The organism is Pseudomonas hefeiensis, from assembly GCF_030687835.1.
In the GTDB taxonomy this organism is placed as follows: domain Bacteria; phylum Pseudomonadota; class Gammaproteobacteria; order Pseudomonadales; family Pseudomonadaceae; genus Aquipseudomonas; species Aquipseudomonas hefeiensis.
The window spans coordinates 4,315,229-4,332,758 of record NZ_CP117449.1 but is presented as its reverse complement, the minus strand read 5'-3'; the positions used below and the strand labels follow the sequence as shown (position 1 = coordinate 4,332,758).

The window sequence follows — 17,530 nt, the reverse complement described above, 5'->3', positions numbered from 1 at the left end:
CTGGGGCACGGAACCGCCGCATCCAGATGGATGCGGCTGTTCGTGTGGTCAGGATTTATTCGCTTTTGTGTTCAGCTTGCAGGCGTTCGGCGCTCGCCGCGTGGGACAGGCTGTAGACGTAAGCCGCGAGCAGTTGCACCTTGTCATTGCCGAGCAACTCATTCTGCGCTGGCATATGGCCCTGGCGGCCATGACGGATGGTCTGTTGCAGTTGCGCCAGGCTGGTGCCGTAGATGAAGCCGGCCGGCAAGGTCAGGTCTGGCGCGCCCATGACTTCGGTGCCTTTGCCGGTGGCACCGTGGCAGGCGACGCAAGTGGTGTTGAACGCTTGCTGGCCTGCTTGCAGGTCGGCGCCGCTGTCTGCCGGCAGCGGCAGGCCCGCCAGATCATGGCGCACATACGCGGCCACGTTCTTGACTCCGGCTTCCCCGAGCACTTCGCCCCAGGCCGGCATCGCGGCCATGCGACCGCCCATGATGGTGGCTTTGATGGTTTCGGCACTGCCGCCCCAGCGCCAGTGGCTGTCGGCCAGGTTAGGGAAGCCGAAGGCACCCTTGGCGTCCGAGCCGTGGCAGACCGAGCAGTTGGAGGCGAACAAGCGGCCACCCATCTTCAATGCCTGCGGGTCCTTGGCGACTTCTTCCACCGGCATGGCGGCGAACTTGGCGAAGATCGGCCCGAATTTGGCGTCGGCCCTGGCCATTTCCTTTTCCCATTCATGGGCGCCGGTCCAGCCATTTTCGTAGCCGGGCAAGATGCCTTTCCAGTTGCCCAGGCCCGGGTAGAGGACCAGGTAGCCGACGGAAAATACCAGGGTGCCGGCGAACAACAGGAACCACCACTGCGGCAGCGGGTTGTCGTACTCCTCGATGCCGTCGAAGCTGTGGCCCATGGTCTGGTCGACGCTGCCCTTGGTCTCGCCCTTGCGGGTGCCGATCAGCAGCCAGGTCAGACCGATCAGGCTGCCGATGGTCAGTACGCTGATCCACGTACTCCAGAAGGTGGTCATGGCCGGGTGCTCCTTGTTGCAGGGTCTTGGGGGTTGGCGATGTCGGCGGGTGGCTCGTCGGCGAACGGCAGCAGGCGCGCCTGGGCGAACTCAGGGTTGCGCTTGCTGCTGAAGACCCACAGGGTCAGGCCGATGAAGGCCACGAACACCACGACCGTGCCCAGGCCGCGGATCATTCCAGTGCTCATTTCAAGGAACATAGGCTCACCTCTTGCTCTTGATGGCAGTGCCGAGCACTTGCAGGTAGGCCACCAGGGCGTCCATCTCGGTCTTGTCCTTGAGGGAGGCCACGCTGCCATTGATGTCGTCGTCGGTGTACGGCACGCCGAGGGTGCGCATAGTGCGCAGCTTGGTTTCGGTGTGGCTGCTGTCCACTGCCTGGGTTACCAGCCAGGGGTAGGCCGGCATCTTCGACTCAGGTACTACGTTGCGCGGGTTGTACAGGTGGGCGCGATGCCAGTCATCGGAGTAGCGCGCGCCGACCCGGGCCAGGTCCGGCCCGGTGCGCTTGGAGCCCCACAGGAACGGGTGGTCCCAAACGCTTTCACCGGCCACCGAATAGTGGCCGTAGCGTTCGGTCTCGGCGCGGAACGGACGGATCATCTGCGAATGGCAGCCGACGCAGCCTTCACGGATATAGATGTCGCGACCTTCCAGTTGCAGCGCGGTGTAGGGCTTCATGCCGTCCACCGGTTTGTTGGTCACGTCCTGGAAGAACAGCGGCACGATCTGGGTCAGACCGCCGATGCTCACGGCCAGGACCATCAGCAGCATCAGCAGGCCGACGTTCTTCTCGATTGTTTCGTGTTTCATGGCGGACTCCTCAGGCCATCTGCGCGGCAGCGGCGGCTTCGGCAGGCTGGGAAGCCTGCACGGTGCGCCAGGTGTTGTAGGCCATCAGCAGCATGCCGCTGAGGAAGATTGCGCCGCCCACCAACCGCACGACGAAGCCTGGGTGGCTGGCCACCAGGGTTTCGACGAAGGAGTAGGTCAGCGTGCCGTCGTCGTTGATTGCACGCCACATCAGGCCCTGGGCGATGCCGTTGACCCACATGGAGGCGATGTACAGCACGGTGCCGATGGTCGCGAGCCAGAAGTGCGCATTGATCAGGCCGATGCTGTGCATCTGTTCGCGACCGAAGATTTTCGGGATCATGTGATACAGCGCGCCGATGGACACCATTGCCACCCAGCCCAAGGCACCTGCGTGAACGTGACCGATGGTCCAGTCGGTGTAGTGGGAGAGGGCGTTGACGGTTTTGATTGCCATCATCGGGCCTTCGAAGGTCGACATGCCGTAGAACGCCAGGGATACCACCAGGAACCGCAGGATCGGGTCGCTGCGCAACTTATGCCAGGCGCCCGAGAGGGTCATCATGCCGTTGATCATGCCGCCCCAGCTCGGTGCCAGCAGGATCAGCGACATCACCATGCCCAGTGACTGTGCCCAGTCCGGCAGCGCGGTGTAGTGCAAGTGATGGGGGCCGGCCCAGATGTACAGAGTGATCAGCGCCCAGAAGTGCACGATGGACAACCGATAGGAATACACCGGCCGCTCGGCCTGCTTCGGCACGAAGTAATACATCATCCCCAAAAAGCCCGCGGTGAGGAAAAAGCCCACGGCGTTGTGGCCGTACCACCACTGCACCATCGCATCGGTCGCACCGCCATAGGCCGAGTAGGACTTGGTGAGGCTCACTGGCAATTCGGCGTTATTGATCAGGTGCAGGATCGCCACGGTGATGATGAACGCACCGAAGAACCAGTTGCCCACGTAGATGTGCTTGGTCTTGCGCTTTGCCAATGTGCCGAAGAACACGATGGCGTAGGCGACCCAGACGATGGTGATCAGAATGTCGATCGGCCATTCCAGCTCGGCGTATTCCTTGGAGCTGGTGTAGCCCAGCGGCAGGCTGATGGCCGCCAGCAGGATCACCAGTTGCCAGCCCCAGAAGCAGAACGCCGCAATTTTCGGCGCGAACAACTGCGTCTGGCAGGTACGTTGCACCGAATAGAACGAACTGGCGAACAGGGCACAGCCGCCGAAGGCGAAGATCACCGCGTTGGTATGCAACGGGCGCAGGCGGCCGAAGCTGGTCCACGGCAAATCGAAGTTGAGTTGTGGCCAGACCAATTGGGCGGCGAGAAAAACCCCGAGCCCCATGCCGACGATGCCCCACACCACCGTCATAATGGCGAATTGGCGGACCACCTTGTAGTTGTAGGCGGTACTGATAGAAGTGTTCATGGTTCCCCATCCACGGTTCAGCCGAAGTGAGCGCCTGCGCAAGGCAGTGCGGCGTTCTTCGCCTGGAGTTATAGGCAGACTAAAAGCGAGGTCAGCATGGACAAACAGCACAAGGCCAGTATTGACGAGGATCAATGGGTGCGGTGTGTGGCCGAACACGGCTGGCTATGGACGGCTGCGCAAACGGGTGTCAGCGCCAAGGCGCCGACCCTGATCCTGGCCCATGGCGCCGGCGCGCCGATGGACAGCGGCTTCATGAACGAAATGGCCGCGCGCCTTGCCGGGCATGGCATCAACGTGTTGCGCTTCGAATTTCCTTACATGGCGCAACGACGCCTGGATGGGGGCAAACGTCCGCCGAACCCGGCCGCCAAGTTGCTGGAGTGCTGGCGTGAGGTGTTCGCCACGGTGCGGCCTTATGTCGCTGGGCGGCTGGCCATTGGCGGCAAGTCCATGGGCGGGCGCATGGCGAGCTTGCTGGCCGATGAGCTGGAAGCTGATGCCCTGATGTGCCTGGGGTATCCCTTTTACGCGGTGGGCAAACCGGAAAAGCCGCGGGTCGAGCACCTGGCGGAATTGAAGACCCGGACCTTGATCATCCAGGGTGAGCGCGATGCGTTGGGCAATCGTGAGGCGGTGCGGGGCTATGACCTGTCAGCGAGCATCGAGGTGATGTGGCTGGTGGCGGGGGATCATGACCTGAAGCCGTTGAAGGCTTCGGGGTTTAGTCATGAGCAGCATCTGGAGGCTGCGGCGGGCAGGGTGGCGGCGTTTCTTCTTCTGGATTGATTGCGCCTGTCCTGGCCTCTTCGCGAGCAAGCCCGCTCCCACAGGGGGATTGCAGTTGTTCAGGCGAACGCATCTCAAAATGTGGGAGCGGGCTTGCTCGCGAAGACGGTTCATAACGCGACACCACTTTTGAATTGGCAATAAAAAACCAGGAAGTATCACCTTCCCGGTTTTTTATGGAACAGGCATCTCTCAGCGGTTGAACCGCTCCACCAACGAATACTGCGTATTGGCGGTGCGGGTCAGTTCTTCGCTCAGCAGCGCCGAGCTGTGGGCCTGGCCCGAGGTCTGGTCGGCCAGTTCCGAGATGTTGCTGATATTGCGGCTGATCTCCTCGGCCACCGCGCTTTGTTCCTCGGTAGCGGCGGCAATCTGGGTGGTCATGTCGGTGATGTTGGCCACCGCTTCACTGATGCCCACCAGCGCCTGGTCTGCTTCCATCACCCGCGCCACGCCTTCCTCGGCCTGACGGTGGCCGGCGTCCATGGTTTGCACGGCATTGGTGGCCGTCTGCTGGAGCTTGGCGATCAGGGCGTGGATCTGCCCGGTGGACTCACTGGTACGTTGCGCCAGTTGGCGCACTTCGTCCGCCACCACGGCAAAGCCGCGGCCCATTTCCCCGGCACGGGCTGCTTCGATGGCGGCGTTGAGGGCCAGCAGGTTGGTCTGGTCGGCAATGCCTTTGATCACGTCCACCACACCACCGATCTCGTCACTGTCCTTGGCCAGTTGGGTCACGGTCTGCCCGGTCTCGCCCACCACCACCGACAAACGCTCGATGGCTTCGCGGGTTTCCCCGGCGATGTCGCGTCCGCGACTGGTCAGGCGATTGGCTTCCTGGGTGGCGTCGGCGGTGCGTTGCACGTGTCTGGCGACTTCCTGGGTGGTCGCGGCCATCTCGTTGACGGCGGTGGCCACCTGTTCGGTCTCCACCCGCTGGCGTTCCAGGCCGCTGGAACTGTTATGGGCCAACGAGTTTGATTGCCGCGCCTGTTCGTTGAGATGCTCAGCGGTGTCCTGCAAACGGGTCAGGCAGGTTTTCAGGCGAGCTTCCTGGCTGAGGATCGACATCTCCAGGCGCGCCTGGACGCCACGGCTGTCGGTGTACATCCGGGCGATCAACGGGTCGGAGGTGGTCTGCTCGGCCAGGCGTAACAGGCGCTTGATCCCACGCTGCTGCCATTGCAGGCCCATCAGGCCCAGAGGTACCGAGAGCACGGCAGCCAGGGCAAAGCCCCAGGAGGAGTTGAGAAACGCGCCAACCACGAAGCTCAACTGGCTGACCAGGATAAACGGCAGCCAGTCCTGCAGGATCGGCAACCATTTGTCGCTGCGCGGGATCGCCGGCTTGCCTTGGTTGATGCGTTGATAGAGCGCTTCGGCCCGGGCGATCTGCTCGGCGCTGGGCTTGACCCGCACCGACTCGTAGCCAACCACCTGGTTGCCTTCAAACACGGGCGTAACGTAGGCATTGACCCAGTAATGGTCGCCGTTCTTGCAGCGATTCTTGACGATGCCCATCCATGGCAAGCCTTGTTTCAGTGTGTTCCACATATGGGCAAACACGGCTGACGGCACATCGGGATGGCGTACCAGGTTGTGGGGCGAGCGGATCAGTTCCTCTTTCGAAAACCCGCTGATTTCAACGAACGCGTCGTTGCAATAGGTGATCACACCTTTGGCATCGGTAGTGGAAATCAATCGCTGCTGGGCCGGGAGGGTCCTTTCGCGTTGTGTGACGGGTTGGTTGTTACGCATGGTGTGTAGGTCCGCAAGGCTTTGAAAGGTTGTCGGCGCCGACAGGTTTTTATTGAAGTTATTTTTCCGGTCGCTATCACGCCAGCATCGGGTAGGTAAATAGGGCGAAATGAAGCAGATTGAGGCCAAAGTGAGCGGCAATCGCCGCTCCCAGCCCACCAAAGCGATAAGCGAGGCCGTAACCGACTCCCGCCATGCCCGACAGCAGCACCCATTGCCATCCTGCCCCGGCATGCACCAGGCCGAACAGCAGCGAGGCCAGGATCAATGCCAGATTGTCGCCATAGCTCAGATGTTTGAAGCGCCGGCTCAAGCCACCCTGAATGTAGCCACGAAACAGCGCTTCCTCCACCAGTGTCACCAATAAAAGATTATTGAGTACCCATAGCCAGGCCAGCTCCGGCCACTTCGGTGCCCAATGGATCATTCCCAGCAGCATCGCCCCGCCCAGCGCCAGCACGGCGCTCAGGCTCAGGCCCAGGGCCGTGGCCTGGACCGACAAGCGAAACGAGCGCCTGCCGACGATCCAGGGACACGCCAGCAGCAACCAGAAACCGATCAGCGGCTTGTCCTGGTTCAGGTACATGGCAAATGGCACGGCATCATCGGTGAAGCGTTGCGGCGGGATCGCCCGCCCGTTGAAAAAACCCGGCATCCAGTGCAGGGCCAGTGCCAGGGCCATCACCACAAACAGGGCGTGGCCGAGAAACTGGCCGACCGGCGTCTGTTGCTGGCGAACCGCATACCCGGCGAACAGCAGCAGCGCGACCGAGATCGCAGCAGTCCAGGCCATTTGACCGAAGGCCAGGGCCAAGGCATAGCCGATGGAAAGGAAGGCCAGGTATGGCCAGGGCAGGGCAGGCATATCACATCCTTTGAGACTGAAGAACCGTTTGTGGCGATGGGGCTGACAGGACCGGCGGGATTATAGGCAGACCCATACGAAAACACCGCCTATTAACAGGCGGTGTTTTCGTAAGACGCTTCTTTTTATTCTGAAATCAATTGCCGTAGGACGTAGTGCAAAATCCCCCCAGCCTTGAAATATTCCACTTCATTCAAGGTGTCGATCCGGCACAACACGTCAACCCGCTCCTGGCGCCCGTCCTCGCGGGTGATGACCAGTGGCAGGTTCATGCGTGGCGTCAGTTCGACGTCGCTCAGGCCCAGGATGTCCAGGGTTTCCTTGCCTGTGAGGTTCAGGCTCTTGCGATTCTGATCGAGCTTGAACTGCAACGGCAGCACGCCCATGCCCACCAGGTTGGAGCGGTGAATGCGCTCGAAGCTCTCGGCGATCACCGCCTTGACCCCCAACAGATTCGTGCCCTTGGCTGCCCAGTCCCGGCTCGAGCCGGTGCCATATTCCTGTCCGGCGATCACCACCAGGGGCGTGCTCATGGCCTGATACAACATGGCGGCGTCGTAGATCGGCATTCTTTCGCCGCTGGGGATGTAGATCGTATTGCCGCCTTCTTCGCCGCCGAGCATTTCGTTGCGGATGCGGATATTGGCGAAGGTGCCACGCATCATTACCTGATGGTTACCGCGCCTTGAACCATAGGAATTGAAGTCCCGTGGCTCCACGCCCTGTTCGCGCAGATAACGGCCGGCCGGGCTGTCGGTCTTGATATTGCCGGCTGGGGAAATGTGGTCGGTGGTCACCGAGTCGCCGAGCAAAGCCAGGATTTTTGCACCTTCGACATTGTTGATGGCCGGTGGCGGCCCACTGATGTTCTCGAAGAACGGCGGGTGCTGGATGTAGGTCGAGTCCGATTGCCAGACGTAAGTCGCTGCTTGCGGCACCTCGATAGCCTGCCATTGCTCATCACCGGCAAACACGGCGGCGTATTCCTTGTGGAACATGCTGGTGTTCACCTGGGCCACCGCGTTGGCGACTTCCTGGCTGCTGGGCCAGATATCCCGCAGGTACACCGGGTTGCCGTCGCGGTCGTTGCCCAGCGATTCACTGCTGATGTCGATGCGCACCGTGCCGGCCAGGGCATAGGCGACCACCAGGGGCGGTGACGCCAGCCAGTTGGTTTTTACCAACGGGTGCACGCGGCCTTCGAAATTACGATTGCCCGACAGCACCGATGCCACTGTCAGGTCGGCGCTCTGGATGGCTTTTTCGATCGGCTCGGGCAACGGCCCCGAGTTGCCGATGCAGGTCGTGCAACCGTAACCCACCAGATCGAAACCCAGTTTGTCCAGGTACTCGGTCAGCCCGGCAGCCTTGTAGTAATCGGTAACCACCTTCGAACCTGGCGCCAGGGAACTCTTGACCCACGGTTTGCGGGTCAGGCCTTTCTCCACGGCTTTTTTCGCCAGCAGCCCGGCGGCCATCATCACGCTGGGATTGGAGGTGTTGGTGCAGGAGGTAATGGCCGCAATCACCACCGCGCCATTTTTCAGGCGATGGGTCCGACCCTCGAATTCGTATTCGGTTTCCCCCACCTGATCGGCGTTGCCTACCGCGACCCCACCGCCACCCTCGCTTTCCAGGCGGCCTTCTTCCTTGCTGGTGGGTTTGAGGTTCAGGCCCAGGAAGTCATTGAAAGCCTGGCCGACATTCGGCAGCGAGACCCGGTCTTGAGGACGCTTTGGTCCGGCGAGACTGGCCTCGACGCTCCCCATGTCCAGTTCCAGCGAGTCGGTGAATACCGGTTCCTGGCCGGGCAGCCGCCACAGGCCCTGGGCCTTGCAATAGGCTTCCACCAGCTTCACGGTTTCGGTCGGACGTCCGGACAGGCGCAAGTAGTCCAGGGTCACGTCGTCCACCGGGAAAAAACCGCAGGTGGCGCCGTATTCCGGGGCCATGTTGGCGATGGTGGCGCGGTCGGCCAAAGGCAGGTCGGCAAGGCCGTCGCCATAGAACTCGACGAATTTCCCCACTACGCCTTTCTTGCGCAGCATTTGGGTGACCGTCAGCACCAGGTCGGTGGCGGTGATGCCTTCGCGCAGCTTGCCGATGAGTTTGAAACCAATGACTTCTGGAATCAGCATCGACACCGGCTGGCCGAGCATGGCCGCTTCGGCCTCGATCCCGCCGACGCCCCAACCCAGCACGCCGAGGCCATTGATCATGGTGGTGTGGGAATCGGTGCCCACCAAGGTGTCCGGAAACGCATAGGTACGTCCGTCTTGCTCTTTGGTCCACACGGTGCGGCCCAGGTATTCAAGGTTGACCTGGTGGCAGATGCCGGTGCCTGGCGGCACCACGCTAAAGTTGTCGAAGGCGCTCTGGCCCCAACGCAGGAAGGCATAGCGCTCCCCGTTGCGCTGCATTTCGATGTCGACGTTCTGTTCGAACGCCTGGCTGCTGGCGAAATTGTCCACCATCACTGAATGGTCGATCACCAGATCCACGGGTGACAGCGGGTTGATCCGCTGCGGATCGCCGCCGGCCTTTTCCATGGCGGCGCGCATGGCGGCCAGATCGACCACGGCCGGGACGCCGGTGAAGTCTTGCATTAGCACCCGAGCAGGGCGGTATTGAATTTCCCGGTCGGAACGACGCTCCTTCAGCCAGCCGGCGAGGGCCTTGAGATCGGTGCCGGTGACAGTTTTTTCATCTTCCCAGCGCAGCAGGTTCTCCAGCAGCACTTTGAGGGACATGGGCAGTCTGTCCAGGTCACCCAGGCTTCGGGCGGCATCCGGCAGGCTGAAATAGTGGTAAGTCTTGGCGTCGACTTGCAGCGTTTTAAGGGTTTTCAGGCTATCGAGGGACGGCATTGAAATCACTCCTTTGAGTCCGCACGGCTACGGACTGACGGGACGGGCAGAGTCTTTAACCTAGCCCTGTTTTAAGCTTATGACTAATCACAGGACACCATGGGCAGGTTTGGGGTTCCGAACTCCGCTATCATGCGCCGGTTTTCGTGACAGGCTTTGCTACGGAGTTTCAATGAACACGCTTTTCATGCACTGCCGACCAGGTTTCGAAGGCGAGGTCTGTTCCGAGATCGCCGAACACGCCGCACGGCTGAATGTGGCCGGTTACGCCAAGGCCAAGCCGGCCAGTGCCTGCGCCGAATTTGTCTGTACCGAAGACGACGGCGCCGAGCGACTGATGCGCGGCCAGCGTTTCGCCGAGCTGATTTTTCCCCGTCAGTGGGCGCGTGGCACCTTTATTGATCTGCCGGAAACCGACCGCATCAGTGTCATCCTGGCCCACATGAGTGCCTTCCCGACCTGCGGCAGCTTGTGGCTGGAGGTGGTGGACACCAATGACGGTAAAGAACTGTCGAACTTCTGCAAGAAATTCGAAGGGCCGCTGCGCAAGGCGCTGACTGGCGCCGGCAAACTGGTGGATGACCCGTACAAGCCGCGCCTGCTATTGACCTTCAAAAGCGGTCGTGAAGTATTCCTGGGCCTGGCGCAGGCCGATAATTCGGCCATGTGGCCGATGGGCATTCCACGCCTGAAGTTCCCTCGGCAGGCGCCGAGCCGGTCCACCCTCAAGCTTGAAGAGGCCTGGCACCACTTTATTCCTCGGGATCAGTGGGATGAGCGCCTGCACAGCGATATGACCGGTGTGGACCTCGGCGCCGCGCCGGGCGGCTGGACCTGGCAACTGGTCAATCGGGGCATGCTGGTGACGGCCATCGACAACGGGCCGATGGCCGAAAGCCTGATGGACACTGGCCTGGTGCAGCACCTGATGGCGGACGGCTTTACGTTCAAGCCCAAGCAACCGGTGGACTGGATGGTCTGCGACATCGTCGAGAAGCCGGCGCGTAATGCAGCGATGCTGGAAGAATGGATCGGCGAAGGGCACTGCCGCGAGGCGGTGGTCAACCTCAAGTTGCCGATGAAGCAGCGTTACGCCGAAGTGAAACGCCTGCTCGAACGTATCGCCGACGGCTTCAAGGCCCGCGGCATCAAGGTCGAGATCGGCTGCAAGCAGCTGTACCACGACCGTGAAGAAGTGACGTGCCATCTGCGGCGGCTGGACACCAAAAAGCCCCGTGGGAGCAAAGCTGCTCGCGATGAACGATGACGCGGCCAGGAGACCGAGGTGCCTGCATCGCGGGCAAGCCTTGCTCCCACAGCCTTGCTCCCACATGTTTGCTTCCACAGCTTGCTTTCACATGTTTGCTATTCCACAGGCTTTGCTCTCAACCGACATTGCGCGACAATGCCCGCCTGTTTCAGGAGTAGAACATGAGTGAAATGAACGATACGCCGGTCGACGGCACGCTGGATGCCACCGGCCTCAATTGCCCGGAGCCGGTGATGATGCTGCACCAGCACATCCGCGACCTGATGCCCGGCGGGCTGTTGAAGGTGATTGCCACCGACCCCTCGACCCGTCGTGACATTCCCAAATTCTGTGTGTTCCTCGACCACGAACTGGTGGCCCAGGACGAGGTCGATGGCACCTACCGCTACTGGATCCGCAAGAAGCTTGCTTAGTCCGCTGAACGGCTGATGCGGATCTGCTTGCGTGCGCTGCGTACCAGACGAATCGACAGCATCAGCGCCGCGCAGCTCAAACCCACGATCAGGCCCTGCCACAAGCCGCTCGGGCCGCTGGCCGTGCCGAACCGGTCGGTCAGGCCGAGGATGTAACCCACGGGCAGGCCAATGCCCCAGTAGGCGAACAGGGTCAGGATCATCGTCACCCGGGTGTCCTGGTAGCCGCGCAACGCGCCCGCCGCTGTAACCTGGATCGCATCGGAAAACTGAAACAACGCCGCATAGACAATCAGCATCGACGCCACTTCGATCACCACCGGATCGCCGGTATAGATCGCCGCGATGGGCCCGCGCAGCCAGAACATCAGGCTCGCCGACAGGCAGGCATATGCCAGCGCCGTTCCCATGCCGACCCCGGCGGCGAAGCGCGCTTCGCGAGGCTGGCGTCGGCCCAGGGCCTGGCCGACCCGCACCGTCACGGCCATGCCCAACGAATAGGGAATCATGAACACCAGGGAGCTGAAGTTCAGGGCGATCTGGTGTCCGGCCACCACCGTGGCGCCGAGGCTGCCGATCAGCAGGGCAATCACCGCAAAAATGCTCGATTCGGCAAATACCGCGATGCCAATCGGCAGGCCGATGCCCAGCAGGCGCTTGATGACGGTCCATTGCGGCCAGTCGAAGCGATTGAATAACCGGCTCGACTGGTAGGCCGGTGCCCAGCGCGCCCAACCGGCCATGCCCAGCGCCATGAACCACATCACCAGGGCCGTGGCCCAGCCGCAACCGACGCCGCCCATGGCGGGCAGGCCCAGATGCCCGTAAATGAAGATGTAATTGAGCGGAATGTTCAGCGCCAGCCCGCACAAACCCAGGACCATCGCCGGTCGCGTTCGGCCCAGGCCGTCGCTGAAGCAGCGAAGCACGTGATACAGCGCCACCGCCGGCAGACCGGTGGCGATGCCTTGCAGATACTCCATGCACGGGCCGATCAGTTCGGGGTCCACGTTCATGATGTGCAGGATCGGTTCGGCGCCAAGCAGCGCCAGCGTCGCAATCAACCCCACCACCAGCGCCAGCCACAACGCCTGGCGCACCAGCGGACCAATCTCGTCGAACGTGCCGGCGCCGAAGCGCTGGGCGACTTTCGGCGTGGTGGCCAACAGTGTGCCGGTCATCAGCAGAAACACCGGCACCCAGATCGAATTGCCCAGTGCCACCGCCGCCAGGTCCCGTGGTCCGACCCGGCCGGCCATCACCGCGTCGACAAAGCCCATGGCAGTGGTCGCCAACTGCGCCACCATGATCGGCAACGCCAGGGCCATCAGCGTCTTGAGCTCCAGGCGAACCCGGGCCGGGCGGGAGAGGGTGGTGGCGTGGTCGATCACAGGATTCACAGGCGAAACGTCCGAAAAAAGATAAGCGCGAGGCGGCGCATTCTACGCCTTGACGCAGTGGTCAGGAAAAAACCTGTGTTGTGGATTTGTAATTGCTCGCTCATGCGAATGTTGTTGTGGCGAGGGAGCTTGCTCCCGCTGGACTGCGAAGCAGGCCTCAGCATCCTGACGACTGCTGCGCAGCCGAGCGGGAGCAAGCTCCCTCGCCACAACATCAATCACTGAGGTAATGGGGCTGGCCCATCAAGGCGAGGAACGCCTACACTGCCCATCCCGCCAAAGGAGCTCTGCCATGCTGATCGTCGCTGACGAAAATATTCCCCTGCTCGATGCGTTTTTCCAAGGCTTTGGCGAGATCCGCCGGGTCCCGGGGCGGGGCATCGACCGCGGGATGGTCGAGCAGGCCGATGTGTTGCTGGTGCGCTCCGTCACCCAGGTCAATCGCACGCTGCTGGAAGGCAGCAAGGTGAGGTTCGTCGGCACCTGCACCATCGGCACCGATCACCTGGATCTGGATTATTTCGCCGAGGCCGGTATCCGTTGGGCCAGCGCACCGGGTTGCAACGCCCGTGGCGTGGTGGACTACGTGCTGGGCAGCCTGATGACTCTGGCTGAAATCGAAGGCGCGGACCTCAAGCAGCGCACCTTTGGCGTGGTCGGCGCCGGGCAGGTGGGCGGGCGGTTGATCAACGTGCTCAGGGGGCTGGGTTGGACGGTGAAAGTTTGCGATCCACCCCGTCAGGCTGCCGAAGGCGGCGACTACGTGAGTCTGGAGCAGATCATCGAGCAGTGCGATGTGATCAGCCTGCACACACCGTTGACCCGCGACGGTGAGCAACCGACCTGGCACCTGTTCGATGAGCAGCGCCTGCGCCGGCTCCAGCCCGGCACCTGGCTGATCAATGCGGCCCGTGGCCCGGTGATCGACAATACGGCGCTGCGCGAGGTGTTGCTGGCGCGCGAAGACCTGCAAGCGGTGCTGGATGTCTGGGAGCATGAGCCGACCGTGGATGCGGATCTGGCCGACCTGTGCGTGATCGCCACCCCGCACATTGCCGGCTACAGCCTCGATGGTCGCCAGCGTGGTACGGCGCAGATCTACCAATCCCTGTGCGCGTTCCTCGAACAACCGGTTGCGGTCCGGCTGAGCGATCTGCTGCCACGGCCATGGCTGGGCGGCATTACGCTGGACGCTGAAACCGATCCGGCCTGGGCGCTGGCAATGTTGTGCCGTGGTGTGTACGACCCACGCCGTGACGACGCGGATTTTCGTCGCAGCCTGGTGGGAACGGTCAGCGAGCAACGCGGCGCTTTCGATGCCCTGCGCAAGCATTATCCACCGCGTCGGGAGATTGATAGCTTGAAGGTTCGCATCGAGGGGCATTCACCGGCGTTGCAACAGATCATGACCGCCCTGGGCGCCACCACCCTTTAATCGTGGATAGCTCTTGTGGCGAGGGAGCCAGCCCACAAGAGCCCGTAAAGGCTGCGGGCATAAAAAACCCGACATCAAGGTCGGGTTCAATCGAAGACGGGCTGTATCACTTTTGTTCGGCAGGTTTGACCAGTCGTTTTTCCAGCTCGCTGCAGGCTTTCTGGATCATGTCTTCAGTGATCGGTACTTCGCGTCCATCTTCATCGATGATCGAACAGCCCAGAGACTGGTCCGGTTGCGTGCGGATCACTTGAATCTTGTCGTCGCTGCTGTGTTGCAAGGACATGGCCTGTCTCCTCATCAGGTTGTGTGCCTATGTTAGTGTCGCCAGGTGACCGAGCCATGACACTCCTTGCAGGTTCATGGCGACAGCTCCACTCAATCAGAAACACAGTCGCGTTTCCAGCCAGACTTTAGACCGATAACATCTAGCCTCTAGTCGCTACGGTCATATTTAACCTGACTCATTCTGATTCAACCAAGTTCCGCTGCGTTTCGGTGCCGGTGGTCGGTTCATTTCCTGCAGCATTATCGGATGCTTCTGATGCTTTCTTCCCAACAACGCCGTGCCATACGCCTGGCCAGTGGCTTTATCGCCCCTTATCGCAAGCAGGTTGCTGGAGCCTTATTGGCCCTCACCGTCACCGCCGCTATCACCTTGTCCATGGGGCAAGGCATCCGGTTGCTGGTGGACCAGGGTTTCATGACACGCTCCCCGCACCTGCTCAATCAGTCCATAGGCCTGTTCATGGTGCTGGTGTTGGGGCTGGCGATCGGCACTTTTTCCCGTTTCTACCTGGTGTCCTGGATTGGCGAGCGCGTGGTCGCCGATATCCGCCGGCAGGTCTTCAACCATCTGGTGTATCTGCACCCGGGCTTCTACGAGAACAACCGCAGCTCCGAAATCCAGTCGCGCCTGACCGCCGATACGACGCTGCTGCAATCGGTGATCGGTTCGTCGCTGTCGCTGTTCCTGCGCAATGCCTTGATGGTGATCGGCGGCATTGTGTTGTTGTTCATCACCAACCCCAAGCTCACCAGTATCGTGGTGATTGCACTGCCATTGGTATTGGCGCCGATCCTGCTATTCGGGCGGCGGGTGCGCAGCCTGTCGCGCCAGAGCCAGGACCGCATTGCCGATGTCGGCAGCTACGTCTCCGAAACCCTCGGCCAGATCAAAACCGTGCAGGCCTACAACCATCAGGTCCAGGATGAACGGCGCTTTGCCGTGACTGTGGAGCAGGCCTTCGACACCGCCCGCAAGCGCATCGCTCAGCGGGCCTGGCTGATCACACTGGTGATCGTGCTGGTGCTGGGGGCGGTGGGGGTGATGCTCTGGGTCGGGGGCATGGACGTGATCGCCGGGCGGATTTCCGGGGGTGAGCTGGCGGCGTTTGTGTTCTACAGCCTGATCGTCGGCAGCGCCTTCGGCACCCTGAGCGAAGTCATCGGAGAGTTGCAACGGGCGGCCGGCGCGGCTGAACGTATTGCCGAATTGCTACGCTCGGAAAATATCATCCAGCCGCCGGCCTCCGGCCTGGTGACACTGCCTGAGCGGGTTCGGGGTGATTTGCGTCTCGAAGGCGTGCGCTTTTGCTATCCGTCCCGGCCGGACAGCTATGCGATCGACGGCTTGAACCTGACCATCCATGCTGGCGAGACCCTGGCCCTGGTCGGACCGTCCGGTGCCGGAAAATCCACGGTGTATGACTTGCTCCTGCGCTTCTACGACCCGGCGCAAGGGCAGATTCTCATCGATGATGTGCCGCTGACCCAACTCGATCCGCTGGACCTGCGTCGCCATTTCGCCCTGGTTTCGCAGAACCCGGCACTGTTCTTCGGCACGGTTGAAGAGAACATCCGCTACGGCAACCCCGAGGCGACGTCCGAGCAGGTGCGCGAAGCCGCGCAGATCGCCCATGCCCACGATTTCATCGAAAAAATGCCGGAGGGTTACCAGACACACCTGGGTGACGGCGGTCTCGGGTTATCCGGCGGCCAACGCCAGCGCCTGGCCATTGCCCGGGCGCTGCTGGTGGACGCACCGATCCTGCTATTGGACGAAGCCACCAGCGCCCTTGACGCGCAAAGCGAACACTTGATCCAGCAAGCCCTGCCCAGCCTGATGAAGAACCGCACCACCCTGGTCATCGCCCACCGGCTGGCCACGGTGAAAAACGCCGACCGGATCGCGGTGATGGACCAGGGCAAAGTGGTTGCCGTGGGCACCCATCAGGAACTGGTGGGCAGTAACGCGTTGTATGCGCGATTGGCGGCGTTGCAGTTCAATCAGCAGGGCGATTCTGTTCAGTGAGCCTGACGTTGAGACCCCGTCGAGCCGAAGCCAAGCGAGCTTGCTCGCGATGGCGGCGGCACATCCAACACCTCTACTAACAGACTCACCGCATCGCGAGCAGGCTCGCTCCCACAAGGGATTTGTGCTGAATGCCGGATATGTGGGCAAAATCCGGTAAACTGCCGCACGTTTTTCGTTGAGTGTGTTTTTCCATGCAAATTGCCCTGGCGCCCATGGAGGGGTTGGTTGACAACATCCTGCGGGACGTTTTGACCCGTGTTGGCGGTATCGACTGGTGCGTGACTGAGTTCATTCGCATCAATGACCGTCTGCTCACACCGGCCTATTTCCACAAGCTCGCCCCTGAGTTGCTGACCGATGCCCGGACCGCTGCCGGCGTGCCGCTGCGGGTGCAGTTGCTGGGTTCCGATCCGGTGTGCCTGGCCGAGAACGCCGCATTGGCCTGCGAGCTCGGTTCGCAGGTCATCGACCTGAACTTTGGCTGCCCGGCCAAGACGGTGAATAAATCACGAGGTGGGGCGGTGTTGCTCAAGGAGCCGGAGCTGCTCAACGAAATTGTCGAACACGTGCGCCGCGCGGTGCCCAGGCACATTCCCGTGACCGCCAAGATGCGCCTGGGTTTCGACAGCCCGGATGGGGCGTTGGTCTGCGCCACGGCATTGGCCGAAGGTGGCGCGGCGCACATTGTGGTGCATGCGCGGACCAAGACCGACGGCTATAAACCACCGGCCCACTGGGAGTGGATCCCGCGGGTTCAGGAGGTGGTCAAGGTCCCGGTATTCGCCAACGGCGATATCTGGAGCGTGGAAGACTGGCGCCGGTGCCGCGAGATCAGTGGCGTGGAAGACATCATGCTCGGTCGTGGCCTCGTTTCCCGCCCTGATCTGGCCCGGCAGATCGCTGCGGCCAGGGCCGGTGAAGAGGTGATCGAGATGTCCTGGGCCGAGTTACAACCGATGCTCCAGGACTTCTGGGTGCAGGTGGTCGAGCAATTGACGCCACGTCAGGCGCCTGGCCGGTTGAAGCAGTGGCTGGCGATGTTGACCCGTAATTATCCCGAAGCGGTGGCACTGTTTACCGCCCTGCGCCGGGAAACCGACCTGGACGCGGTAGGCCATTTGCTGGGCGTGCAGCGCACTGAAGCGGCCTGAAAAAATTT

The 17,530-nt window shown here is 61.6% G+C and carries 15 protein-coding genes; 6 read left to right on the top strand and 9 right to left on the bottom strand.

Going from position 1 to position 17,530, the window contains the following annotated elements; translation table 11 throughout:
• Positions 1 to 55 precede the first annotated feature (55 nt).
• From ccoP to ccoN, 4 genes are read right to left on the bottom strand one after another with little or no spacing between them, the layout of a single operon-like run.
• Positions 56 to 1,009, bottom strand: coding sequence for a cytochrome-c oxidase, cbb3-type subunit III (ccoP, locus tag PSH57_RS19480; protein ID WP_305384939.1), 954 nt, complete (start codon positions 1,007 to 1,009; stop codon positions 56 to 58).
• Positions 1,006 to 1,209, bottom strand: coding sequence for a cbb3-type cytochrome oxidase subunit 3 (locus PSH57_RS19475; protein ID WP_256230368.1), 204 nt, complete (start codon positions 1,207 to 1,209; stop codon positions 1,006 to 1,008). The genes ccoP and PSH57_RS19475 overlap by 4 nt, the downstream gene beginning before the upstream one ends.
• Before the next feature lie 4 nt (positions 1,210 to 1,213).
• Positions 1,214 to 1,822 carry a cytochrome-c oxidase, cbb3-type subunit II gene (gene ccoO, locus PSH57_RS19470; RefSeq protein WP_305384937.1) on the bottom strand — a complete coding sequence of 203 codons (609 nt, stop codon included), beginning with the start codon at positions 1,820 to 1,822 and terminating at the stop codon, positions 1,214 to 1,216.
• Positions 1,823 to 1,832: 10 nt separating this feature from the next.
• On the bottom strand, positions 1,833 to 3,257 hold the full coding sequence (gene ccoN, locus PSH57_RS19465; RefSeq protein ID WP_305384935.1) for a cytochrome-c oxidase, cbb3-type subunit I: 1,425 nt from the start codon (positions 3,255 to 3,257) through the stop codon (positions 1,833 to 1,835).
• Between the two features lie 96 nt (positions 3,258 to 3,353).
• Between ccoN and PSH57_RS19460 the strand changes: the two genes are divergently transcribed.
• A complete protein-coding gene (locus PSH57_RS19460) occupies positions 3,354 to 4,046 on the top strand; it encodes an alpha/beta family hydrolase (protein WP_305384933.1) in 693 nt (230 codons plus the stop codon).
• A gap of 192 nt (positions 4,047 to 4,238) precedes the next feature.
• Here the strand turns inward: PSH57_RS19460 and PSH57_RS19455 are convergent, their stop codons facing one another.
• The 3 genes from PSH57_RS19455 to acnA form a co-directional block, all read right to left on the bottom strand.
• The gene (locus PSH57_RS19455; RefSeq protein WP_305384932.1) at positions 4,239 to 5,804 is read right to left on the bottom strand and encodes a methyl-accepting chemotaxis protein; all 1,566 of its coding nucleotides are present in this window, start codon (positions 5,802 to 5,804) and stop codon (positions 4,239 to 4,241) included.
• 76 nt (positions 5,805 to 5,880) lie between these two features.
• Positions 5,881 to 6,669: a CPBP family intramembrane glutamic endopeptidase gene (locus PSH57_RS19450; protein WP_305384931.1), complete on the bottom strand. Its 789-nt coding sequence runs from the start codon at positions 6,667 to 6,669 to the stop codon at positions 5,881 to 5,883.
• Positions 6,670 to 6,794: 125 nt separating this feature from the next.
• A complete protein-coding gene (gene acnA, locus PSH57_RS19445; protein WP_305384930.1) occupies positions 6,795 to 9,536 on the bottom strand; it encodes an aconitate hydratase AcnA in 2,742 nt (913 codons plus the stop codon).
• Between the two features lie 172 nt (positions 9,537 to 9,708).
• Here acnA and rlmM point away from each other — a divergent pair, with 172 nt between their 5' ends.
• Together rlmM and tusA are read left to right on the top strand one after the other, a co-directional pair.
• The gene (gene rlmM, locus PSH57_RS19440) at positions 9,709 to 10,803 is read left to right on the top strand and encodes a 23S rRNA (cytidine(2498)-2'-O)-methyltransferase RlmM (RefSeq protein WP_305384928.1); all 1,095 of its coding nucleotides are present in this window, start codon (positions 9,709 to 9,711) and stop codon (positions 10,801 to 10,803) included.
• A gap of 164 nt (positions 10,804 to 10,967) precedes the next feature.
• Positions 10,968 to 11,219 (top strand): sulfurtransferase TusA, encoded by a 252-nt coding sequence (gene tusA, locus PSH57_RS19435; protein ID WP_047227197.1) that lies wholly within the window; start codon positions 10,968 to 10,970, stop codon positions 11,217 to 11,219.
• Here tusA and PSH57_RS19430 read toward each other — a convergent pair.
• Positions 11,216 to 12,619 (bottom strand): MATE family efflux transporter, encoded by a 1,404-nt coding sequence (locus PSH57_RS19430; protein WP_305384925.1) that lies wholly within the window; start codon positions 12,617 to 12,619, stop codon positions 11,216 to 11,218. The genes tusA and PSH57_RS19430 overlap by 4 nt on opposite strands.
• Before the next feature lie 292 nt (positions 12,620 to 12,911).
• Here PSH57_RS19430 and pdxB point away from each other — a divergent pair, with 292 nt between their 5' ends.
• On the top strand, positions 12,912 to 14,054 hold the full coding sequence (pdxB, locus tag PSH57_RS19425) for a 4-phosphoerythronate dehydrogenase PdxB (RefSeq protein WP_305416010.1): 1,143 nt from the start codon (positions 12,912 to 12,914) through the stop codon (positions 14,052 to 14,054).
• A gap of 106 nt (positions 14,055 to 14,160) precedes the next feature.
• On the opposite strand, the gene PSH57_RS19420 is transcribed toward pdxB, so the two are convergent.
• Positions 14,161 to 14,340: a PA1571 family protein gene (locus PSH57_RS19420; RefSeq protein WP_092403097.1), complete on the bottom strand. Its 180-nt coding sequence runs from the start codon at positions 14,338 to 14,340 to the stop codon at positions 14,161 to 14,163.
• A gap of 249 nt (positions 14,341 to 14,589) precedes the next feature.
• Here PSH57_RS19420 and PSH57_RS19415 point away from each other — a divergent pair, with 249 nt between their 5' ends.
• Both PSH57_RS19415 and PSH57_RS19410 read left to right on the top strand, forming a co-directional pair.
• A complete protein-coding gene (locus tag PSH57_RS19415) occupies positions 14,590 to 16,368 on the top strand; it encodes an ABC transporter transmembrane domain-containing protein (protein WP_305384922.1) in 1,779 nt (592 codons plus the stop codon).
• Positions 16,369 to 16,562: 194 nt separating this feature from the next.
• Positions 16,563 to 17,522: a tRNA dihydrouridine synthase gene (locus tag PSH57_RS19410; RefSeq protein ID WP_305384920.1), complete on the top strand. Its 960-nt coding sequence runs from the start codon at positions 16,563 to 16,565 to the stop codon at positions 17,520 to 17,522.
• The last annotated feature ends 8 nt before the right edge of the window (positions 17,523 to 17,530 follow it).